Here is a 23,685-nt window from a genome sequence, read left to right on the forward strand (position 1 = left end):
ATCTGCAACTTCTGTGCTTCACTCCATTTACGTTTGATGATACTCATATTTTTAAATTTAGTGACTTTTGAATAAGTCAAACTATTTCTAAAACTATCTCCAGCCTTTTAGGGGGCTAATACAGAACCAAGAACAATAATATCTGCTTCCCGTAGTTCAGAAATATAAGCATTGCTGACTTTTAAAGCTTCCTGGTCTTCTACAGACCTTTTTGTTTCGGGTTTAAAAGCCGCATTAATCCATTTTTCGTTGATGTGTGGCACATTGGTATTCCCCAATTCACGAAAACTAATAACTGGACTATTATAGACACTTTTTAAGTGATTAACAAATACTTCGGTAAGTTTTCTGCTGTGTGATTTCAGTCCTCTTGCGCTTGCATTGATAACTAATACCTTTTTCATTTCAGTAATTTTCATTCAAAAGTATAAGTATGCTGGATCGTATTTGCATACCAACTCTCATAAAGACTACAGCCCAGATGCTGCATGTGCATTAAGCGCTCTGGGCTATCCTTTATTTCGATATTGGCATAATTATCATCCCTATCAGCGCTCTAATTTTGTGGAAATAAATACAAATGAATTCATCCACAACAGACCAGCAGACGCAAGCTATTTTAAACGGCTTTTATAAAAGTGTTGCAGAGAAAAACCCGGAGACAGTAGCTTCTTTTTTTTCAGATAAGATTGACGGGTATCTTCCAAAGTCAAACATATTACCCTGGACAGGAAAGCTGGTTTCTAAATCAGACATAGTAAAAGCGCTTACACTATTGTTCGATGCTCATGTAGATGGCGGGGATCAATTGGAGGTCGGGCACCTGTTCATAGATGGTAATGAAGCAGCAGCTTTTGGAAAATTTCAAGACTGGTTAAAAAAACAGGTAAAAAATTTTCAACCCCATTTTGCCAGCGGTTTACCATCACTAATGGTAAAATAACAGCCTTTTTGATGCTTGAGGATACTCCCGCAATCGAAAAGGCTTTTTAAATTAATGCTACATCGAAATAACAAATCTCATAAATATTTAATAATGAAAACACGAATTAAAATTGACAAGATAGAGCCGGCAGGGTACCGTGCCATTCTTGGCCTGGAAAAATTTATTGAAAGCACACCACTAACAAGAACGCATAAAGACCTTATTAAAATCAGGGCTTCGCAAATAAACGGATGTGCATTTTGCATTGATATGCATACGAAAGAGGCACGTAAAGCAGGGGAAAACGAACAACGTATTTATGCGCTGAATGCATGGCGGGACACACCGTTTTTTACAGATGAAGAAAGGGCAATATTAGCGCTGACTGAAGAAGTCACCTTAATTGGCAATCATGTAAAAGATGATACCTATGAACAGGCAGCGAAGGTAATAGAGGAAAAATATTTAGCCCAAGTGATCTTAGCAATCATTACCATTAACGTATGGAACAGAATTGGGATAGCAACCCAACTTGCACCAGGCGAATAATAGTATAGGCAAATAAAAGAGGCTGCCTCAAAAAGTATGAAGCAGCCTCTTTTATTTAAGTACCTGATGAAAGGAAGCTTTCATTTAAACTTCCACGTTCTTCAAGCTGTAAGCGTCAGCGCACCTCTGAGTAAAGGATAAAGACAGGTTGCCTAATATGCCTTTGTATTTACGAGCTATGCTTATCTTTCTACTATGGCTTACACATAGCATATCAGACCAAAGCGCCGTTTACTTTCTTACCTGTACCGTAGTTAACTGGGTAGACGTATTTACAAGGAGAAATTATAGCGATATAGTAGAAGATAGTCTCAACTTTTGCATTGAAAAGAAATGATTAATTGTGTATGGTTACGTTATCATGAGCAATCATATCCATGTGCTCCTTCAGGCAAAGAATAACAACCTATCTGACATTCGCCGGGATTTTAAAAATTCACTTCCAGGCGAATTACTGATGCTATAGCAAATAATGAAAGAGAAAGTAGAAAGCATTGGATGCTGTGACTGTTTAAACAAGCTGAAGACAAAGGAACAAACAAAACCAATTATCAGTTCTGGCAAGCAGATAACCATGCAGAACTATGTTTTAGCCTGCCATTTGCATGGCAAAAGCTCACTTATATTCATAACAATCCTGTACGTACTAGTCTTGTATATGAAGCAGAAGAATACAAGCATAGTAGTGCAGCCGATTACTACTATGGCAAACAAAATGGGAAAGTAAAGATTACCTTTTTGGATGCGATGACTAAAACAGTTAAACAGTTGGATAATTCGGAAGAATCATCTTTATCTGTTCTTCAAGGTGCACTATCGCTAACACCTTGAAGAACAGAAGCTGTAATGAGACACTGAGGAGAAGAAGGAATCCTTACACCTGAAACTGTAGAAGAACGAACTGCGTACAACATTGTTTTCACGAATTAGGAACAATAAATAATTGAAACTGAGCAAAAACGCTAAATTGCCTCAGCATCAGCGGAAAGAGCTGCAGCATTTCGTATATCTATACTTCATTAAGCATTAGTACATCGAATATAAATCCTACCAGAGAACTGTTTTTTATAAACCTGAAAGAATTTGTACACGAACATATTTTCTCATTTATTTAAACAATCTTTTTATGACAGATCCTACCACGAACGCAGAAGTTATACTTAACAAAGTAAGCCGAAGGTATTTGTTACGCAATGCTGCCATTGCCGCTACCGGTGTTGTTTTACTGCCGCCATTTATTACAGGATGCAGTAAGGATGGTGATGCTCCTGGAGGAGGCGTGGGGAGTGTAGGAGGCGTTCAATTAACCCCAGAGCAACTGGAGCAAGCGGCGGACAATTTAAGACGTATGCGTACATGGATAACCGAGCTATATCCTTTGTGCATTGAATATGAAGACGCAGTATTTCATGCGTTAAAATCGACCAAAGAGAATCCGAACTGGACGAACTTTATTGTGGACGCATTTATTGACATTGCCACTGCATTAGCAGCGGCGGCGGCCATTGCCGAAGGTGCCGGGCCGGCTGTGCCGGCATTCGCCTTTTTATCCTCCATCCTGCACGACTGGGGCATTGGGAAGGATGTACCGGAAAACTTAGACGAGGTGTTTGCAGATTTTGAGTTTGGACATGTGAAAATGCAACTGGCAATAGAACAGCAATTAAGTCACCTGGTAGACCCGACTAATAATTATAATAACTTAACGACTGCGTGGACAGAGCCTATTGAATTTAATGGCAGCACTTATACCATTGGGAATTTGGCGACTTCGTATTTCCCGGATCTTGGTGATAACTACAATACATTACAGAGCGCTGCACTTATTTCATTTGAAAAATCTGTTTGGAATCTGGCGATAATGAAATGTTGCACCTTAGGTGACGTAAGTGACTGGTATATATATTTATATAATGAACCTAATGACAACTATCCCCATACATCTGTTGTTGAATATGCACAAACAGAAATGTACCCGCAGAACAAAGCACATTACTTACGAGGTGGTTATTACGATCAGAACGATGATTATAGGACTATAAGGCTGCATTCCTGGCGTTTGGGCATCAACGGTAGCGACTTTCCGGAAGAGGCTGTTAATAGATTATTTATGGACGACACCCCCGGTCATATCATAAACCCCGATGGGTTGTTTACCCGCGATTATGTGTTTACACAATTCGCCTTAACAAAACCTTTTTGGATTGCGGATTGGCAGTTATTGTCAGACAAGCCAAATGGTGATTTCTGCGATGAATGCAGTACTGACTGGAACTTCACAGGCGGGGTGTTCCCCGAGCTAACACATTAGATGTACCAAGCCCCTACCCGGCAAAGCTTGTAGCTTCGCGGGGTAGGGTACAACATTGTTTTCATTAATCAGAAACAACAAATAATTGATACCGAGAAAAAAATGCTAAATTGCCTCAGCATCGGACAGGAACTGCAGCATTTCGTATACCTATACTTCTCGTATATCTATACTTCCTAAAGCACTATAACACCGGCAAAAATCTTAACTGAGAACTGTTTTTTATAAACCCAAGAGAATTTGTAAACGAACATACTTTCTCATTTATTAAAACCATCTTTTTATGAAAGATCCTACAAAGAACCCGGATGATATACTTAACAAAGTAAGTCGAAGGTATTTGTTACGCAATTCTGCCATTGCAGCTACAGGTGCTGTTTTACTCCCTTCATTTATTACAGGATGCAGCAAGGATAATGATGCTCCCAGAGGAGGCGTAGGAGACGCTCCATTTACACCAGCGCAACTACAACAGGCTGCAGATAACTTAAGGCGTTTACGTGCATGGGTTGTTGACCTGTACCCTTTGTGTATTGAATATGAAAATGTGGTATTTCTTGCTTTAAAAGCTACCAAAGACACAGGTGGGTGGGACAATTTTATTGCAGACATTTTTATTGACATAGGTTTTGCATTGGCTGCCGCAGCCTGCATTGCAAGTGATGGCGCCGCCGCGGTGCCTGCATTTGCGTGTTTATCTGCATTTCTGCACGACTGGGGTCCAGGGAAAGCACCACCCGACAATTTAGACGCCACATTTGCAGATTTTGATTTTGGACATAATGCAATGCAACTGGCAATAGAGCAGCAACTAAGTTTACTGGTAGACCCGGCTAATAATTACCAGAACCTGCAAGACGGGTGGAACGATACTTTTGTATTTCAATATGATCCTAATCTACAAGGTAAAACTTATACCATTGGAGATTTGGCGAGCTCATATTTCCCCGATCTTGGTGAGGATTATAATACATTACAGACCGCTGCATTTATTCAATTCAAAAAATTACTTTGGAACCTAGTTATAGTAAAATGTTGCGATTACGGCCCCTTTCCTGCCAGGTGGTGGGTATACGTATATAATGGCGATACCCCTGCTAACCTCCAGGAATATGAACAGCAAAAGTTCTTTGCGCCTTCGGAGGGCAACCAAGGACGATACATGCGGGGTAGAGTTTATGATGTTGACCCCGGCCATTATAGATATTTTGAGTTGTGTTCCTGGCAATTAGGTATCGGGGGCAATGTATTTCCGGATGAGGCTTGTAATATATTATTCATGGATGACTCACCCGGTCATATCATAAACCCAGACGGTTTGTTTCGCCGCGATTACGTATTTAAACAATTCCACAAAACAAAGCCAACCCTGCTTTATGATCACGAACATGATTTTAATTGGTTAGATGTTGGAGATGCTGTTAAACAACCGGGGGGTGATCTTCAGCCGGCTGCTGAATGGGATTGGGATTGGCAATGCGGGCAACTACCCTCTTTAAAACAATAGACGACAGAAGAACTTACTGTTATTCAGAAGTTGTGTAGGTTCATTCACCAGCCTTTAATTAGAATTGTTTCTTATTAAAGCTAACCTATTTTCTTACCTATTTTAATACACCTTTTATGACAGATCCTGCCAGGCGTTCAAAAGAAATACTCGAAAAACTAAGCCGAAGGAAACTAATACGCGATTCAGTTATTACCACGGCCGGGGTAGTTTTATTACCATCGTTTATCACAGGATGTCATAAGTCAGACAACGGTGACGGACTTGGTGAGACAGATACGGATTGGAAAGGTGGATTTGCGCAGTCAAACCCCGCGTTTGCCTATCCTGATCCGGATCTTTCATCGTTGCCGCTGCTGGATAATATGGCAAACATTAAATTACTCCAGCGCCAGCAGGCAGCGCTGTGGCCAGAGTTTAGTTGGGAGAGCCAGATGGGGAACCCCGATCCTAAAAGGTGTTTCCAGATGTTCGCCCCCGACATTTCAAGGGTTGGATACACCAACACCGGGAGAATATATGCTATTATATGTCCCCAGCAAGGGGTTTGTTCTACTAATTATGGCTGCATGAATGTAGAAGTTTCTGTTACCGGGCAAAGGGGTTGGGTGGATGAGGATACCAAACAGCTGGCAGCAGATATGACCGTAGAAGGGAAGATATGGTTTAGCCCGAGCGGACTCCAGGATGCTGCCATCTGGGGCTTGTGGGACGCTTTTCAAAATAGTGGTCTTCCTTTTCCCGCCACTAAAGCAGATTCAATTAAGGTGAGCACACATAAACCCGGAAATCCGGACCAGCCTGTTTTTCCACTCCGCAGTGGTCAAACCACCCGATTTACAAGTCCTGACTTTGCCATTCACAAGGATGTAGCATGGGCAGTAGCAAATATAGATGTGGAAATAGGCCCGATCAAAACGACAAATGATGCGCTCGTTGATGATTTTAACCAGCTTATCATGGATTTTTTCAATCTCGCTTCGGGTAATATGCTACTGCCAAGCAATGTACTGTCTTGGAACGTCTGGCTTGACGAGCCCGGCCTGGTAGTCACAAAGGAGTGGCAGGAACATGCAGAGAAGTGGCGGGACTCCATTGATCAGGAACATGAACATGGCCCAGGAACAATTGCAAGATACGCCGATGGAACCCCTTTCGACCCGGCAGAAGAATTAATTGATGAAAAGATTGAAGAACTTGCGCAGTGGATATATGATCATCTTTAACTATTTTAGTAGGTTTAAAGTTTTACTGCAGCAGTTGCGGTATATTCCCCGTTTGCAGCTATACATATGTTTCTAAAGAGCGAACAATAATGATTAATATGAGAAAATTTATTCTTTACACCATTTTTCTTACTTCTGCTATACAAACGCTATCCTGCGCAAAAAATGATTCGCCCGCTTCCGATGATGATCACCAGCAAAAAGTACAGGCCGCTGTAGATAGTGTTCGGCTTGCATTATCGGAAAAGATGAGCATTGATTATCCATATATCAATGTTATTATCCAAACACCCACAGAAAAGATATTTGTAAGTTCCGCTGCGGCCGGCAATCAGCCACTTACCGCTGATACGTATTATAGATTTGCCAGCACTACTAAAAATTTTACTTCGGCAGCCATCCTTAACATGTATGAAGATGGCTGGCTCGATTATAAAGCAAAAATTACTGATACCATTCCTGGAAGCGACACCCCCTATGTGCCCGCTACTCCGGATTGGGATTTTCGCTATAAAAATGATATTACCATTGAGCAGTTACTCCAGCATAGTGCCGGCGTATTTGATGTGGATAATGATACTGTGCCGGGATATAACGGTGAAACTTATACAGACTATGTAATGGCATTGGATTCAATGCACCAGTTCACCACCGATGAAATGGTAAATGTGCTCGCACAAAATAAAAATCTTGTTTATTTCACTCCGGGCAATGGCTATCATTACAGCAACACAGGATATTCCATACTCGCAAAAATTATTGCAAGGGTTTACAGTTTTAAAGCTGGCGCAGACAAAACGTATGACGACTATATGCAGGATTATATTGTAGGAGGCAACAGTCCTGTGCCTATTGATGAGATTCATTTTCCTGTATTAGCAACAGATAATGCGATGCCCGATCCCCATGTAGCAGGTGCTTATCTCCTTCCGGGTGGCATACAACAGTTTGATAACTATAACATGAGTGCACAGGTTGGGGAAGGTAACGGCTATGGAACTATGAATGCGCTGAATACGTATATCCGTTCGCTGATGAGAGGCGAAAATGTGCTGCAGCCGTCCACCGTGCAATTGATGCAAACAGACAAGACACCTTATGATTCTGCTTATGCACTTGGGTGTAACTATCGTATCAACCTGGGATATGGGCATAATGGCGCAAGAATTGGCTACCTCTCTCTAATGGCGTATGATCCTGCGAATGATATCTCCATTGTATCAATGGTTACCATGTGGGACTTGCGAAATGGCACCACTTCCTTCCTGCTGCCCTTTAATGCTATTTATGATGCAGCGTATGCAGCAAGGAACGCTTTAGGATACCCCGGAAAACCATAATTGTCATTGGCTAAACATTTCTTTCTCAACAACGTTTTCATTAACAGCCAACTGCACGTAAGCCTTGGAACATTGCGGTAGTTGAGCAAGCCGTACTATTTTCTTATTTATCATACATTCAGCTAACCAACTTTTATTACTATTCATTTACTTTAATTAAGCTCCCGGCACATCAGTATATTTTGTTTGTATAAGTAAATAACACCTAAACCTATAACCGATGTACGTTTTATTGGCATTATTTTTATTGAATCTTGACGATATTTTTCAAGAGCGCCAGTTGTAAAAAAACACTTGTCAGGTCTTCTCCTTACGAATTAAAGAATAGCAATCATTACTTAACGAACAGGCAATTATAATCTACTTTTCTGGCAACTGCATTTGTATATTCTTGTTTTAACACCCCTATATTTTAACACCTTAAAACATCATCTATGAAATGTAGAATTTCTATTGGTTTTCCCGGCCTGTTTGCGTTAATGTTTTTTATTATGGCATGTAATAAAGAAAGTGAATCACCAACTGCTTCATTACCAAGTGACGCTTTACAAGCGAATGCTACTAAAACATTACCCAAACCAGATCATATTGTTATTGTAGTGGAGGAAAATCATGCCTATTCTCAAATTATAGGATCGTTAAATGCACCATACATCAATGCACTTGCAAATGATCCATTTGCAGCCAATTTCAAAAGATCACATGCCGTTACGCACCCGAGCCAACCCAATTATTTAGATCTGTATTCCGGATCAAATCAGGGAGTTACAGACGACAATAATCCGGCTAATGATCCTTTTACTACTGCTAACCTGGGAAGGCAATTGATTGATGCTCGCCATACTTACGCTACCTATTCGGATGGACTGCCAAGTATTGGATACAATGGCGATAGTTACAACGCATATAGACGCAAGCATAACCCCGCTGCAAACTGGATGGGGACCGGTGTTAATCAGATTCCTGCTGCCACCAATCAACCATTCACCGCATTCCCTGCAGATTATAGCACATTACCTACTGTAAGCCTGGTGATTCCAGATCAAAATAACGATATGCACGATGGCACAATTAACAGAGGAGATAGCTGGTTAAGAAATAATATGGATGGCTATATCCAGTGGGCAAAAACACATAACAGCCTTTTTATACTCACTTTTGATGAGGATGATAAAAACCATAGCAATCATATTGTAACTATATTTTGTGGTAGTATGGTAAAAAGAGGACAGTATATAACCAAAATCAATCATTATAATGTACTTCGCACCATTGAGAATATGTATGGCCTCTCATATGCCGGTAATGCAGCCAATGCTACGACCATCACTTCCTGCTGGAAGTAGGGAACAAGCGAAGTAAAAATATGATCAGTCTGTGCGCTTCTCCGCTACGTTTCACAGTTTACGCTTTGGGGCTTAAGGCAGAAATATGGCAGGAAAGAAAGAGATGCGTATTGGACTCTTCTTTTGGAAGTAATGGAAGAGTAATAACCAGATTTACTGGTGGGGATAATGAGGCAAATACTGTAATGTGCAGTGTAAAAAGTTCAACAGTATCATTAGCAATGGCACCTGTTCACCTTATCAGTACCACTGTTCCCCTTTGCATATACTGTGCACCGGTATAATCAACCGCTTTCAGCATCCATATATAAGTACCGGCGCTTTGTTTTTGCCCGCTGACTGTTCCATCCCAGCCTTTTCCATTAGCAGCAGTACTGAAAAGGAGCTGTCCCCAGCGATTGTAAATATTGAACAATTCCATGCGCTGCATGCCCACTGCAATAGGTTTCAGTACGTCATTTCTTCCATCGCCGTTTGGTGTAAAGCCGGTGGGCACAAATACGGTGGGTAATGTGCCAAACACCTTAACGGTAAGCGAAGCAGAGTCCACACAGCCTGCTTCGTTGTACACATACACCTTATACCGTATGCCCTCTGAAGGAGACGAATACAAGGCAAGCGGGTTGGCAATACCGGCATCAGACAATCCTGTTGCGGGAAGCCAGTTATATTTTATTCCACCGCTTGCATTGAGCTGTAGTGTTTGTCCCGCTACTATGGCTGTGTCATTCCCCGCAAATGCATGTATTGGCGGAAGCACTGTAACCGTTACGGTATCCCTGCCCGGCTTAGGGCAGCCTTTTGTATTCCAGGCGCTCAACACATAAGCCGTTGTGGAAGCAGGATATGCTACCGGATGGAGCGTGCTGGCATATTGTAACGTTGCTGAAGGCGACCATGTGAAAGAACTCCCGTCGGTAATGCCATGCAGTTCAGCCCCTGTCTGAAAACAGATCATGGTATCGTTGCCAGCTATGGCAACCGGATAATCTATTGTTGATATCGTGATATTTTCTTTTGCACTGCAACTCCCTATTTGGGCAAGCACTTCGTAGGTTGTAGTAGCTGAAGTAACCGCAAGTGGATTTTTTATACCGGCATTGATTAACGACGATGCAGGTGTCCACGAATATTTTAAACCGTTGGAAATAATACCTAATGTGATGGTATCACCACTGCAGATGGTGGTGTCTCCCATCGCCTGTAATGCAACCTGATCAACAACATGTATAGTTAAGGAATCCCGATTCAGACAGCCGTTATCATTTAAATCAACATAATAAGTGGTGGTAACTGGTGGCGAAACTATGGGCGAGGCAATATTTGTTGCGGTGATGAAGATATTGGGCGACCAGGTGTAGTTGCCACTGCCTGTTGTAAATAGCTGCACTGAATCCCTCTTGCAGATCAGGGTGTCTTTAAATGCAGTTGCAAGCGGAGGTTTATCAACAATAGTAACATTGCCGAATACGGTATCTGTACAGCCTTTGCTGTCGCTTGTTATGAGTCTTACGTTTTTAGTTCCGGCTGTAGTGTAGGTATATGCAGGATGCTGTAAACCGGAGGCATCTGCCAGACTGTTATTATCCCCAAAATCCCAGTTCCAGGAATTTACATTGCCATACACCGAAACAGAAGTGTCGGTGAATTGGGTGGGCTTATTTAAGCAGATACCATTAAACCGGAAACCGGGTACAAAGCCGGGATACACTCTTACCATTGATACGGCAGAATCTGAACATGCATCACTTTTATTGATGATGAGTTTTACCTTATATATGCCGGTATCGGGAAAAGTATAGTTTGCCTGTTGCTGGGTGGTTGTATAAACAATAGCACCCGCGGCATTTGTAAACTGCCAGTCGAAAGTTTTTATCAACGGGCTATTAGACATATTCCTGATCGAAATGTTCTTTGTATCACCACACAGGTTATACTCCGGCAACAGTGTGGCTGCTGCAATACTGCACGAGGTGATGGTGATCTGTATATCCTTCCGTTGTGTTGCGATTACTGTATTGTTCCTTATTTCCGCTACACAAACGCTTATTACGTAAGTACCTTCGGCAGGCGCAACACCGCTAAGCAATCCTGTAGCCGGATTGATAGATACATTAGCACCTAGCGGTAATGATCCGTTGTACCCCTGCCCGTATGGCAGGGAAGTGTAAGGGGGCGGACCAGTGGGAGTGCCTCCTTCACTAAAACCACCTGATGTTTCCCGGTAAGCGTTGCAAAAAGAATAACTGAGTTGATCGTTGTCCTTATCTTTTGCAGCAAAACTGTAGGAGAATGAATTGTTGGCGCATATTACTACAAGGTCGTCACCGGTAAATTGTGCGCTGTTATTTGCAGGAGCATCCGGCACTAAAGCATTGCCCGGTATTTCGGCAGTATAGGTTGCGCCAACCTGGTCGTAACCTGCAAGGAGGTTTTTCATTCCATCTACCCGGTATATAACCTGCGAGGATAAAATATACCCATCCTCAGACGCTGGCAGCGTGATACTGAAATTGTAATAGCCTACGCGGTAGCAAACCGTTGGCGGATTGGATATACAAGGTCCACCGGGCGTATAACTTAAGAGTTCTGTTCTAGCAAGGTTAACACTCACATCCTTTACTCTTTCACCAGTGCCCTTATTGAAAAATGAAACATAAGTTGGATTATTAAATTGTCTTTCGGTATTGCACACCATAAAGAGCTTAAGGGTAATGCTGTATTGATATTGTCCGCCCGAAATGCCAGTAAGAGAATAATATATCTCGCCCCCCGTGATATGATCTGCTATGGCAGTGTGTACCCAAAAAAAGGAGAGATATAATAAGACATATTTTTTCATACAAACAGGCAGAAAGGATGATATAATGCTAATGCTACGGCGAGATGTGCAACAGCTATTTTCCCGGCAGTAATATATAACGTACCAACAAAGGCAAAGGTTGCGCCTCCGTTTTGTATCCACCTTTCCGAGTATGCTGTTATATAGTCCTGTAGCACCCTGCCCGGCGTAATCTCCCGATTTGCGCAAACACACTTATAACAAATCTATCTCCGGCACACTCTTCAATCCTGCATAATTTCTGGCACTGCTATAACAAGTAATCTTCCGGCTTTTCTACAATGCCTGCCTTTACCGGATTGTTATGGGTATAGTTCAGCTTCTGTTGTGTAAAAACAGGTGTAAAGCGGCTTTCCTGTGGCAGTTGCAATAAAGGCAGTAATTGGTTGGCTGTAAATTTCTTAAAATCACGAATAATATCAGATAATCTAAAAGGCTCTTTCACAGGTAACTAAGTGAATATGATTGGTGATAATGGCATATACATATAGTTCCAACCTTTTGTGCTTTTGGCAGCAATCGAAGCTGTTTACAACAATTTGTTTGTATTCGCTTCTGGTAAAAACATCTACCCATTTTACAATTTGGAAAGTGAGATAGTATGCCTGATTTTGGTCGTATGTCTGATAGCCTTGGCTCATACAACAAAATAAGCAAAAGATAGTATATTCGAATCCGGGGATTCGCCGACAGAACGACGTAGTTGGAAGACTCCGACAAGCAAAGGCTCACTTTCAGGATTAGAGACAAAGCCTCCATTATCTACTCAATAATACAATACTTTTTTGCAAAATCTGTTAAGATAAAATGCTGGTAAAAACATACCAGTTTATCTGTTGAATTTGCAAAGCAACTTAGCATGCAGCCTCAGGCTATCAAATACTACATCACCTGTTTCAAAATCTCCCGGTAGCTTCTTTCAACATGTTCTTTAAATTTCATATACCATTGCTGCCAATCATTTTGACTCAGGTTACCTGTTAGTGACTTTTCATATTCGTCCAGGGTATCAAACGAAGCTTCTAATATCAATCTGTATGCATCACCCGTAAAATCCGTGAGCACCCGCGGCTGTTTCATGTCTTTCAATAATCCCTTTTGCATTATATCATCCATTAATGCTTTGGCATCGCGGTAATGCCCGAATTTAAGATGGAATATATCGCGTACGACGTACATAGCAAGTAGTTTTAAAGTGAAGAAATAAGGTTTACTATAATAAAGGGTACCAGCAGTATGTTGGTCTTACAAAATTATATACTTTTTAGAAGTCCATTGCATTTTTGTAATAACGAATTTAATGCTACGTAACATAGTGGCCTTCTTTGGAAGCAACTGCTGCAACAAAAGGCATAAAGGAAATAGTGGATAGAGGTTCTATCCAAAAAGTTTGCAAGTAAGTTTAAGTACGCCAAAAGCAAAGGCGTAAAGTGCTGTTAGAAGTACCTCAATTAATGTTGTGCCTATTTCATTTGCCCAACTGTTTGTGGCACTTGAATTCTTATCTTCTTCTAACCTACCCTTTTATCTTTAATTATTCTCGGCAAACAATACGGCACTAACACACTACTATTGGCTTTACGTTTATTTTCTTAACTTCAATAAAAATACAGTTACTTATGTCAAGCGAAAAAGCAATATTAGCCGGTGGTTGTTTCTGGGGAGTGGAAGAACTGATAAGAGCACTTCCGGGTGTAACATCAACCGTTGTTGGCTATACAGGCGGAGATGTAAAAAACGCCACTTACCGTAATCACGGTACCCACGCCGAAGCAATAGCCATCACTTTTGATCCGGAACAGTTATCGTACCGCAAGCTGCTGGAATTCTTCTTCCAGATTCATAATCCTACTACGAAAAACAGGCAAGGAAACGATATTGGTACTTCCTACCGTTCCGCCATCTTTTATCTCAGTGAAGAACAAAAGAAAACAGCAAAAGAGCTAATCAATGAAATGAATGCCTCAGGCATTTGGCCGGGACCTATTGTAACCGAAGTAGCTCCGGCATCCGACTTTTGGGATGCAGAAGAAGAGCATCAGAATTATTTGCAAAAGCATCCTAATGGATATACCTGTCATTTTGTAAGACCCGACTGGCAATTACCTCAATTAAGTAAAGCATAATATACCTTTTTTGCCGGATGGTGCCAATAGCATTACTAGAGAAAAACAATAAGACCTGCTGTTATGTAGCAGGTCTTATTGTTAAACGCATCTGTTAGATATGCTATCTCGCAACTATAATCTTCTTTACGGTAATTGTTTCGTTATTTCCATCTACTATTTGCAGCATATACATGCCCTGGGCGAGCTTACTTACATCTACCAGCATGCTTCTTAATGCATCTGCCTGCACCTGCTGTTTGTTCCAGACTACACTGCCATTCATATCTCTCAACCACAGTGATGCCAACCCCTGCACTCTGCTGCCATTTAGCTGAATAGTAAACTGCGTGTTTGCAGGGTTGGGATAAGTAGTGATTACTGCATCTGCGGCTTCGTCTGTTGTTGCCGGTGCAGCCATTTTTTGGCAATTAACGAAGTAGTATTTCAGCCTTCGTATTGTCAGGCTCTGTTTCGGCAGCTTGGGCAAGATGGAATAACATGCATAGAAAAAGAGTAAGAAGTGTGAAACTGTGTTTCATATTTTATAGGTTTTGGTGACAAATAGGTTTAGGCAATGGATAACAACTTGTATATGCAGTTATTGAAGCGGGAGGTACCGGCAAAGTCAGGTTATTTGATTGGTTTAGAGTTTCGTGCAATAAAGACAATCATCGTCTTTTAATTCGCGCAGCAAATTTATAGGGCATGTATATATGCAAACACTTACAATAAGTATGGCCGGCTATTAGCTGTTTTAAGTGGATATACAGCCTGTATTATTCTGACAATCAATATGTACGAGTAAAGGTCAGGTTTTTAAATACCCTGTTTAAACCATTGTAATAATTGAATGATTTTGAAAAATCACCTTTATCCCCCTGCTTCGAGGTGCCCTGTTGCTAACACCTGTGAAGAGCCTAATGCTATTGGCATACAAGGAGATCAACTAATGAAAAGACCATAAAATCGCAAAGCCCTAATCTGAATAAGAGCCGGAAACTGATATCATCTAAACCACTGTAGTACTATGCGGTGGTGACCACAATAAAGCGCATTTTCCCGCCAGACTAAAAGTTAAGGTTTTGAATACTAATAACCGGGGACTACGCTAAGCAGAGCGTAATAGTAAATACCTAATCCTCTTTATACAATAAGGTTTAAAAATCTATCTCCAGTTTATATTGTGTTCTTTCTGAAAATTCGCACAGCGGAATAAATTGCTGGTAAAACTCCTTCCATCCGTCCTGCCTGGTCAGCAGGCATTTGGCAGGTTCAAGATCTGCATAATTTGTATAGCTTAATTCCAAAACAATGGTATAGTTGCGGCCGGTAATATCAGTGAGCAATCGTGCATGGATTGATTTGTTTATGCTCTGGATCTTCTGCAGGTATTCTCTCCATAAAGAAATCGCATCTTTCGCCATTCCGAACTTTAAATGAAATACGTTTCATTCAATAAACATAGCAGTTAATGATTTTATTAAAGTTAGCAAATGAATGTCCATGCAGCAATAAACAAAGTCAAATTCGGAACTGTAGTTTCTTCTCCAGGTCTGCCGGTGCACTTCATTAACTAATAAAACATTTTTACACTTTACTATTTCCTCCTCCCATTGCATGTTTTTAAATAAGCCATTAACAGGTTTATGTATTATAAAACATACCTAAAATGCCACCATAAACTAAATGGCCAAGCAGTGTCGCAATAGGCGTCCCCTTGCCATAGTTCATAGCAAAAAATCCTGGGGGTTCCAGTTGTTTAGTGGGCGTTGGTCCCTGGAAGGGGCTAGCCATTCTTGGATGGTAATAGCCCAGGATTTCTAACCCCACAGACAATACAAAAGCGCCGTGCACAAAACCGATAGCCAGCCCAAACCACCACGTATGCAAGCCCGAACTCTCAAAGGCAGCGCCATAAATAAAAGCAAAAATCCACCCCATTATTAAATGAACAAGGAAGCCAATCCACGGTGCTTTATTGCGGTTGGAAGTAAACATAGTTCCCAGCATAAAAGGGAAATCTATACGCGTTAACCCTAAAGGTCTTGATACAGCCATTAACGTGGTGAGGATAACAGTAGCGGCAAAACCCCATAAAATCAGATTGCCAATATTCATACAGTTGATACTTTTTTTTGAGATGCTTCTGTGATAGCAAGTGCGGCATTTATTAAGCCAATATGAGTAAAGCCTTGGGGGTAGTTCCCAAGTAATTCGTGCGTTTCAGGATCTATTTCTTCTGAAAAAAGTCCGGTAGAACCGACATGCCGCAACATTGTCTCAAATGCCTCCTTCGCTTTTTCCAGTACCCCTGATTTTGCCAGGTTTTCAGCAAGCCAGAAATAACAAATGCCGAAAGTGCCTTCTGTTCCTGCTATGCCATCATCTACATTAAGATAACGGTAGATCAAATTATTTTTTGATAACTGCTCATGTATCAACTGAGTGGTAGATAGCGTCCCTGGTGAAGCAGGATTACAATATCCTACGAGTGAAAGAGTCAATAAACTGGCATCTAATTCCTTTCCGTTCAATTCACGGGTGTAAGATTTCAAGTTGCTGTTATAACCCTGACGCTCTATTTTGTCGCGAATACAAGATGCTATAAGACTGAATTTTTCAAGAGGTACTTCGTTCCATTGGAATTTTTCGGAGAGTTGTATCAGTCGGTTCAAACCAACCCAGGCCATCACTTTTGAGTGGGTATGATGGATTAAGGAAGTACGTATTTCCCAGATACCATTATCAGGCTGCTCCCATATTTTGCAAATGGTTTCGCCCAGTCCTATCAGAAATTTACGGGTGTCCCGGTCAAAGTCTTCAACAAGCGGAGCATAGGTGTAAAAAGCATCCAACACTTCGCCATACACGTCCAACTGAAATTGCCCGCCTGCTTCATTGCCTATACGTACCGGCCTGGAGTTTTTATAGCCTTTTAGCCAGCCAAGTGTTTTTTCTTTAATGGATGCCCGTCCATAAACAGAATAAACCACCTGAACCTTTGGCCGGGTGAGTTGTGTAGCGTGTAAAATCCAGTTCATAAAGGCATGCGCCTCTTCTTCAAACCCGAGCTTTACCAATACCCGGATGGTAAAGGAAGCATCTCGCAGCCAGCAATAGCGGTAGTCCCAATTTCTCACTCCACCCACTTCTTCGGGCAAGGAAGCGGTTGGGGCGGCAATAATAGCGCCGGAGGGTGCGTGGGTCAGCAGTTTTAGTACCAGCACACTTCGCCGGACTTCTTTTTCATATACACCTGAATACCGGAAATTGCACATCCAATTTTTCCAATACGTAACGGTGTTTTGCATGCGGCTCCAACCGGTAACTTTTACTTCCGGAATAATAGCAGGACTTTGGCCAGCGTAGCTAAAGGAAAAAATAACCCGCTCCCCGGGCTGCAACGAAAATTCGGCGTTTACTTTATCTTTCCCCGAACTTAGTTTTAGCTGCGCCCCTTCCAGCGTACTCAAAAGAGTAAAAGCGTTTCCTTTCCAACTGAAATGTATTCCTAATTTTTGCCGATCTTTCAAATGCGGCAATTCCCTTCCATAAAATAGGCGGGGTACAAATTCCATTTTCATCTGCACTGTTCCTGAAACGCTTTCTGCTACGCGTAGTATTTCATGGTCCGCAAAAAGTGCATGTTTTTTCTCTTCTTCGCTGTTCACTGCAAAAGCATCCATTAACCGTACCTTACCGCTTTCAGTTTCAAAAATAGTCTCAACCACATTGGTATCCGCAATATATGCCTGCGTGGAAATGTAGTGATCTGTATTAGGATTAATGGAGAAATGCCCGCCCTGTTCTTCATCTAAAAGAGCAGCAAAAATGGCGGGTGAATCAAATTCCGGAAGGCAACACCAATCAATGGAACCTTTGTTACTCACTAAAGCCGCTGACCGTGCATTACCAATGAGTGCATAATCAGAAAGCTTATTGGGCATACCGGAAAGTTTAGCTGGATTTTTATTAAGTTAAAGTCTTTACGCTTATAAGCGGAAACTGCTATAACAGATGCTCATTCTTAAATCGGGCACATTGCCTGTTAATACGAAAAGATATTTTTCGGGTTGCCTGTTTAAGCCCTGAGATTTACTTCCAAGACTACAAGCAACAGTTCTATTGCTGGAATGCAGATAACAGCAAATGATTTTTCTATATCTGAGGCATTATGAAAACATATCACTGGTTATCAACAAGTGAATAAGTATGGTGCATCGGTAACCGCTTTATGATGTGCACTCACACATTTTTCAATAATCTTACTTCTATTTGACCATTATTCACCCGCACTTCAAACTTAGGTTGCGGGGCTGTAGCGGGCCCATCTACCACGCTGCCATCCTGCAGAGAAAAAACGGAGCCATGCCAGGGACAGCGTACATTGCCATCGTCCAGCAAATCGCCTTCAGAAAGCGGACCGCCCAGGTGCGAACAAGTATGTGCAATAGCATATATTTCGCCGTTTTTCCGTGCCAGCAGCACCGGCACTTCGCCAGCATTTACACAGCGCATTGTATTTTCTGCCAATTCGTTTTCGGGCAGCACGGCAATAAAATCCTCCGGATATTCTGCTGCTGTAGCAGTGTGGTCAACGCCAATCTGCTCTCCATAAACAAGATGTCCACCCAGATAAGCCGCCAGCGATGCCACGCCATAACCAAGCATTGCCAACCCAATTGCTGTTTTACGGGAACCTTTTTGTTTGCGTAGGAAATACGAGGTGGTATATAAAGTAGTCGCAGTAACGTTCAACAGGGCATGCATCAAGCCAATTTTGCGACTTTTTCCGGATGTGCCGGTCCAGTCAGTCAGCCCGGTAATGGCTGACCCGGCCGCACCTACGAGCCCTACGGCAATAGCTGCATCTGCTCCTGCTTTATATTTTTTTCCGCCGAGCAATTCAAGGCTGTCTAAAACAGCAGCGGCCGTCCATGCCCCAACGGGAACATCTGTTAATACAGGATGAAGCGGGTGGCCAAGCCAAACTCCATGCAAAAAGTCCTTAATTTCCTGGCCGGTTTTACCGCCGGCTTCAAAAGTTTTGATAATAGCGGGTTGAACCGCATCGCCCACCTTATCCAGCCACTCCTGTTGTGTGAGCGCGTTGATTACTGTTTCCTGGCTCATTCGTTTTTCCTCCTTGGTTTAATAAAATCAAATCGCAATAGATTAATGGATAAAGCTTTATACTTCCACAAACTATGCCACGGCATCCTTGCAGGCAATGCTCATTTTGTATATAAACTGTAGAAGAATATATGGTGGGGAAGTGTAGCTGTTTAGCTAACAAAAGAATTGATTTGTGAAAGCACTAACCAGGGCAGAAGGCACTGGTGGCAAAGCCAGCGAGTGGGAATAAGTATGCCTACAACCGAATGAAAGAGGTTTCAGCTTCCTTATCCTTATACATTTCCGTTCTCGGGTGAAAAGCGTTCCACGATTTCCATGTTTCTAAATAAGATTGCAACTCCTCCAACTGCGTACCTTGTAAAGCGCCGTCAATGCAGGCACCTTGCATATTCCACGTAGATTGTGTGTTTACATCTCTTATGTTGCCTGTATTCCCAATTCTTTCAAAATGTAAAACATAGCCTTTTACCTTTCTATTCCATAAATGAAAAGATGCATTATCTGTTTCAAGCGTTAGTAATACAGATACATCAGGTAAAGAATCTTCTAAAAATCTTGTGGCGGTTAGCGCCTCCCAATCATATGCTTTTGCATATCCATTGTACAATACCCCTATTACCAAAGATTTTGATTTGTATTCTTCAGCATTTGCCTGCATATATTTAAGCCTGAAGTACGCTCTGTCATTATTTGCTAAACCGTAGGCAGCTAAGTAGTTGGAGTCTGGTTGCATTATCACAGCCTCCGGATATTCTTTGAACCAACTGGATAACGTGACCTGGCGCGATGGAATTTCTTCAAGCTTTTTATCTTTCATCGGGCCTGCTATGGCTACTCCTGTTTCCTGCTGCCACCAGCTTTTTGTTGCTTTATCTTCAAACACAGAATTAAAGTTATTCAGCCCCATTAACACAAAATTAGCGGGCTTACCTTCTACTACAGCATTGTACACCCGTGCAGACCTGCACAAAGTGCAATAGGTGATAAGAACAGGTGTTCCGCCAATAGTATCTGCCACCTGGTGGTGGTAGCCTACAATTTGTATTGGGTATGCTTTGGCAATACCATTCATCGCTACGCCTATTACAAGTTTATCGCTGCTTATTTTATTCCTGTTTTTTGGTGCAAATGTTTTTACCTGTACAGGTTGATATATTTGTGCAGGTGCCATGTAATAGTTAAAATAATAAAATACTATTACATACCCTGCAAATACCGGCAATAGTAAAAGCTTCTGCCATATTTTTTTATACCTCACAATATAATATACAGGGTAAGCTATCAGCACTAATGCAAGCACACGTAACCATAGAATGTTATGATGAAAGAAATAAGTAATAGCTGTGGTCTCTTTCTCCTGAATGTCTGTAAAAGGCATCAGAGAATATACACCCCATACTTCTGTACCGAATAGTAACAGCAGCCCCGCCACCAAAAAGAAAACTCGCATATTTTAAATGGATATAAACTAATTGTAATGCTATGTAAACAATGTTTCTCTTTATATCAATTTTCAAAGCCCAGCGAAGTGTTCCATTTAGCAGGTTTTTTATGATAGTATAGCACTTTAAATTATGGCAGCTTTACCATCATCCTTATTTTAATTTTCACTGCTTTTAATGTCCTTTTCACCAACAATCCTCAAGCGCTATACAAAAACCCATTCCACAGAGAAAGCACCACTATTCATCTTTGAAAACCTAAAAGCATTTATTACACTTTTAGAAACAAGCTCTTGCCGCCAAATCTTACTTAAGCTTTGCGGTAGAACTTCTTTACTATTTGTAGAAAATCTACACTCATTCACCACAACAGTTATTCAATTGCAGAAAGACAAGTTATCCACTATTCACAGCAGGCACTACGTTACGAAAGCAAAGAAAAGCCCATCTAAAGAGCAAAGTAGCTTATTACAGGGCTATCACAAATCTGCATCGGTAAAATAGGAATGCACAGCGGTGAACAGGAAAATATCATAGGTGGTAACGATAAGTGAATAGTGCAGGAAGAAACAATGTGCGGCTGAAATGAGTATAAACAAAAATGTAACCATTATAGGTCAGCATGCAACAGCAATAGTTAAGGCTGAAATAATCAAAGATAATAACCACTAAAAATGATGTGTAGCAACTAAAAATACTCCGGCAGTACCTCCTGTGCTCCCCATTCCGCACGTCCCTTAGCTCCTGTGCATAAGCTAAGAAAAGACATGCGGAGAAGAGCAGCTACGACGGAACTCATGCCGATTGTTGCTATTTAATAACAACAATTTTTTGTGTTATTCCTGTAGAGTTGTCTTTAAGAAAATAAACGCCCGAAGGCAAGTGCGTAATATTGATGGAGCTATTTCCATTAACTTTTTGCGTCAACAATATTTTGCCCGATTGGTTAGTAAGGGTAAATGTTGCTGACCTGCCACCATTCTGTATGTGAATTATATCTTTTGCAGGATTGGGATAAGCAGAAAACTTACTGTCGCTGCTTGCTGTAAACATTACTTTCTTCTGGTTTACAGAAGCAATAGGACTTGTGCTCGTGCTGGTATATTTTAATTTTACAATCCAGTAATCATCGTATCCCTTTGAGGGGATCGTTTTATCTCCGGAAATTGTTGAATTAGAAGATCCGCCTACTACATAAACATTTGGCCGCACTTCTTTTACCACCTCACATATATCATTTTCCCTTCCACCAATGGTTTTATCCCATTGAATATTACCTATACTATCTGTTTTTACTACCCAATAATCAAAGTAAGGATCACCAAATTCATCACCACACGCCCCCGGGCACTTATTATCTTCTGTTTTATCTCCGGATTTATTGGACCAGGACTCTGAAGCCATAATGTAGCCTCCGTCACTGGTTTGCTGAATGCTTAGATTATCGTTACCATCCAGGCTACTTCCGCCGATCGTTTTATCCCATTGTTTGTTACCTTTAGTATCCAGTTTTACTATCCAATAATCATAGTTGCCTTTGCTGTTCTCGGTTTTGTCGCCGGTTGCATTTGAATTGGAAAGACCGCCTACAATATAACCACCATCACGGGTCTGTTGAATGGTATTATACCCATCATTACCGGTAAATCCACCGGTATCACCCCCACCGATCGTTTTATCCCATTGAATTTGTCCATTACCGTTCAGCTTTACAATCCAATAATCATATGAATAAGTGACATCGGTGCAATTGCATTTATTATTTTCTGTTTTTTCGCCCGACGCATTGGAGTTGGATTGCCCGCTTATAATATAACCACCGTCTTTAGTTTGGTGAATAGCGGTCAATCCATCTACACCGCTTCCACCAATAGTTCTTTGCCATTGAATGTTACCCGCTTTGTCTATTTTCAATACCCAATAGTCATTGCTACCCCTGCTGTTTTGTGTTTTTTCACCCGATCTGTCGGAGATAGACGTACCGCCCAAAATATATCCCCCGTCCTTTGTTTGCTCAACAGACGATAAATAATCATAATTACTTCCTCCAATGGTTTTATCCCATTCTATTTTTCCGCTTCTGTTCAGTTTTACTATCCAAAAATCTTCCAACCCTCTGCTGTTTTGCGTTTTTTCACCCGACTTATCAGACAAGGAACTCCCTCCCAAAATATAACCACTATCCTTCGTTTGATGAATAGAGGATAAATAATCAGCAGCACTTCCACCAATTGTTTTATCCCATTGAATTTTTCCATGCCTGTTATACTTTACTATCCAATAATCATAACCTCCCCTGCTATCTTCCGTTTTGTCTCCTGAAATGTTTGAAGCCGAATAACCACCTGCAATCAACCCCTTATCGTTTGTCAGATACATACTTTGTAAATCATCATAGGAACTGCTCCCCGATACAACCTGGTTGGTAATGGCAGGCTGACCAAATGCATGTAAACAAATGAAAGCCGCTGTACAAAGTGGCATAAGTAATTTGTGTTTCATGGTATTTTATTTTTGGTTGAAGAAAAGATTTAGCGGGGTTGTAAAACTCAGAGCAGGCATTTGCAGGATCACAAAAACAGGGCAGCTATAAGTTAGTTTAATTATGTAAGATAACACTATTTATTTTAAATAAAAAGTAATCGAATAAGAATTGATTTTGAGATTGAAAAATGCACATTTTTCTTCGCAGTATCTCCTTCTATAGAGTAGGTGATATAAGCCGCGGACATACCGTAAGAACTTCCCTTTAAAATAAATCACTTTTAATTATCAATTCCGGGCAGTACCTGCATTACTGCCTGAAGCTACCCCAGACATGTGAAAAAGGCGTGATGCAGTATGGTGTTTTTCACGTTGAAGAGCGTAATTAAAGGATTATATATTTGAAACAGCAAACGTTAATTAAAAAATAACCATAGCTTTTGCTATCACAACAAATTTTCTCAACACC

20 protein-coding genes are annotated in these 23,685 nt (G+C 41.2%); 8 read left to right on the forward strand and 12 right to left on the reverse strand.

The genetic code is table 11. The annotated features are described in order from the left end of the window. Positions 1 to 107: 107 nt before the first annotated feature. The gene (locus tag FC093_RS18305; protein WP_170971148.1) at positions 108 to 404 is read right to left on the reverse strand and encodes an NAD(P)H-dependent oxidoreductase; all 297 of its coding nucleotides are present in this window, start codon (positions 402 to 404) and stop codon (positions 108 to 110) included. A gap of 176 nt (positions 405 to 580) precedes the next feature. Between FC093_RS18305 and FC093_RS18310 the strand changes: the two genes are divergently transcribed. The 7 genes from FC093_RS18310 to FC093_RS18340 all read left to right on the forward strand — a co-directional run bounded on the left by FC093_RS18310 (position 581) and on the right by FC093_RS18340 (position 9,204). After that, positions 581 to 943, forward strand: a complete 363-nt coding sequence (locus tag FC093_RS18310; protein WP_137263263.1) for a nuclear transport factor 2-like protein — start codon at positions 581 to 583, stop codon at positions 941 to 943. A 93-nt stretch (positions 944 to 1,036) separates the two neighbouring features. Further along, on the forward strand, positions 1,037 to 1,474 hold the full coding sequence (locus FC093_RS18315) for a carboxymuconolactone decarboxylase family protein (protein WP_137263264.1): 438 nt from the start codon (positions 1,037 to 1,039) through the stop codon (positions 1,472 to 1,474). Between the two features lie 1,126 nt (positions 1,475 to 2,600). Beyond that, a complete protein-coding gene (locus tag FC093_RS18320) occupies positions 2,601 to 3,785 on the forward strand; it encodes a hypothetical protein (RefSeq protein ID WP_137263265.1) in 1,185 nt (394 codons plus the stop codon). A 283-nt stretch (positions 3,786 to 4,068) separates the two neighbouring features. Beyond that, complete coding sequence (locus FC093_RS18325) at positions 4,069 to 5,292, forward strand: hypothetical protein (protein WP_137263266.1); 1,224 nt, start codon at positions 4,069 to 4,071, stop codon at positions 5,290 to 5,292. 467 nt (positions 5,293 to 5,759) lie between these two features. Beyond that, positions 5,760 to 6,518: a hypothetical protein gene (locus tag FC093_RS18330; protein ID WP_137263267.1), complete on the forward strand. Its 759-nt coding sequence runs from the start codon at positions 5,760 to 5,762 to the stop codon at positions 6,516 to 6,518. Between the two features lie 98 nt (positions 6,519 to 6,616). Continuing rightward, positions 6,617 to 7,858, forward strand: a complete 1,242-nt coding sequence (locus tag FC093_RS18335; RefSeq protein WP_137263268.1) for a serine hydrolase domain-containing protein — start codon at positions 6,617 to 6,619, stop codon at positions 7,856 to 7,858. A 434-nt stretch (positions 7,859 to 8,292) separates the two neighbouring features. Beyond that, complete coding sequence (locus FC093_RS18340; protein WP_137263269.1) at positions 8,293 to 9,204, forward strand: alkaline phosphatase family protein; 912 nt, start codon at positions 8,293 to 8,295, stop codon at positions 9,202 to 9,204. 232 nt (positions 9,205 to 9,436) lie between these two features. Here the strand turns inward: FC093_RS18340 and FC093_RS18345 are convergent, their stop codons facing one another. The 4 genes from FC093_RS18345 to FC093_RS18355 form a co-directional block, all read right to left on the reverse strand. Further along, the gene (locus FC093_RS18345) at positions 9,437 to 12,046 is read right to left on the reverse strand and encodes a PKD domain-containing protein (protein WP_137263270.1); all 2,610 of its coding nucleotides are present in this window, start codon (positions 12,044 to 12,046) and stop codon (positions 9,437 to 9,439) included. A 250-nt stretch (positions 12,047 to 12,296) separates the two neighbouring features. Beyond that, positions 12,297 to 12,491, reverse strand: coding sequence for a hypothetical protein (locus FC093_RS24120; RefSeq protein WP_206106618.1), 195 nt, complete (start codon positions 12,489 to 12,491; stop codon positions 12,297 to 12,299). Continuing rightward, complete coding sequence (locus tag FC093_RS24125) at positions 12,475 to 12,687, reverse strand: hypothetical protein (protein WP_206106619.1); 213 nt, start codon at positions 12,685 to 12,687, stop codon at positions 12,475 to 12,477. Before FC093_RS24125 ends, FC093_RS24120 begins: the two co-directional genes overlap by 17 nt. Positions 12,688 to 12,928: 241 nt before the next feature. Further along, positions 12,929 to 13,225: a hypothetical protein gene (locus tag FC093_RS18355; RefSeq protein ID WP_137263271.1), complete on the reverse strand. Its 297-nt coding sequence runs from the start codon at positions 13,223 to 13,225 to the stop codon at positions 12,929 to 12,931. Positions 13,226 to 13,665: 440 nt separating this feature from the next. Here FC093_RS18355 and msrA point away from each other — a divergent pair, with 440 nt between their 5' ends. Continuing rightward, positions 13,666 to 14,172 (forward strand): peptide-methionine (S)-S-oxide reductase MsrA, encoded by a 507-nt coding sequence (msrA, locus tag FC093_RS18360; protein WP_137263272.1) that lies wholly within the window; start codon positions 13,666 to 13,668, stop codon positions 14,170 to 14,172. A gap of 103 nt (positions 14,173 to 14,275) precedes the next feature. On the opposite strand, the gene FC093_RS18365 is transcribed toward msrA, so the two are convergent. The 7 genes from FC093_RS18365 to FC093_RS18395 all read right to left on the reverse strand — a co-directional run bounded on the left by FC093_RS18365 (position 14,276) and on the right by FC093_RS18395 (position 23,234). Beyond that, complete coding sequence (locus tag FC093_RS18365; protein ID WP_137263273.1) at positions 14,276 to 14,572, reverse strand: T9SS type A sorting domain-containing protein; 297 nt, start codon at positions 14,570 to 14,572, stop codon at positions 14,276 to 14,278. A gap of 739 nt (positions 14,573 to 15,311) precedes the next feature. Continuing rightward, complete coding sequence (locus tag FC093_RS18370) at positions 15,312 to 15,578, reverse strand: hypothetical protein (protein ID WP_137263274.1); 267 nt, start codon at positions 15,576 to 15,578, stop codon at positions 15,312 to 15,314. Positions 15,579 to 15,798: 220 nt separating this feature from the next. Next, positions 15,799 to 16,272, reverse strand: a complete 474-nt coding sequence (locus tag FC093_RS18375; protein WP_137263275.1) for a hypothetical protein — start codon at positions 16,270 to 16,272, stop codon at positions 15,799 to 15,801. Beyond that, positions 16,269 to 18,101, reverse strand: a complete 1,833-nt coding sequence (locus tag FC093_RS18380) for a glycoside hydrolase family 15 protein (RefSeq protein ID WP_137263276.1) — start codon at positions 18,099 to 18,101, stop codon at positions 16,269 to 16,271. Before FC093_RS18380 ends, FC093_RS18375 begins: the two co-directional genes overlap by 4 nt. A gap of 298 nt (positions 18,102 to 18,399) precedes the next feature. After that, positions 18,400 to 19,287 carry a Rieske 2Fe-2S domain-containing protein gene (locus FC093_RS18385; protein WP_137263277.1) on the reverse strand — a complete coding sequence of 296 codons (888 nt, stop codon included), beginning with the start codon at positions 19,285 to 19,287 and terminating at the stop codon, positions 18,400 to 18,402. Between the two features lie 238 nt (positions 19,288 to 19,525). After that, entirely contained in the window at positions 19,526 to 20,740 is a 1,215-nt protein-coding gene (locus tag FC093_RS18390; protein WP_137263278.1) for a DUF3179 domain-containing (seleno)protein, read from the reverse strand. Between the two features lie 802 nt (positions 20,741 to 21,542). Beyond that, a complete protein-coding gene (locus tag FC093_RS18395; RefSeq protein ID WP_137263279.1) occupies positions 21,543 to 23,234 on the reverse strand; it encodes a T9SS type A sorting domain-containing protein in 1,692 nt (563 codons plus the stop codon). Positions 23,235 to 23,685: the final 451 nt, after the last annotated feature.

It is taken from the genome of Ilyomonas limi (assembly GCF_005233845.1).
GTDB classification, from domain to species: Bacteria; Bacteroidota; Bacteroidia; order Chitinophagales; family Chitinophagaceae; genus Ilyomonas; species Ilyomonas limi.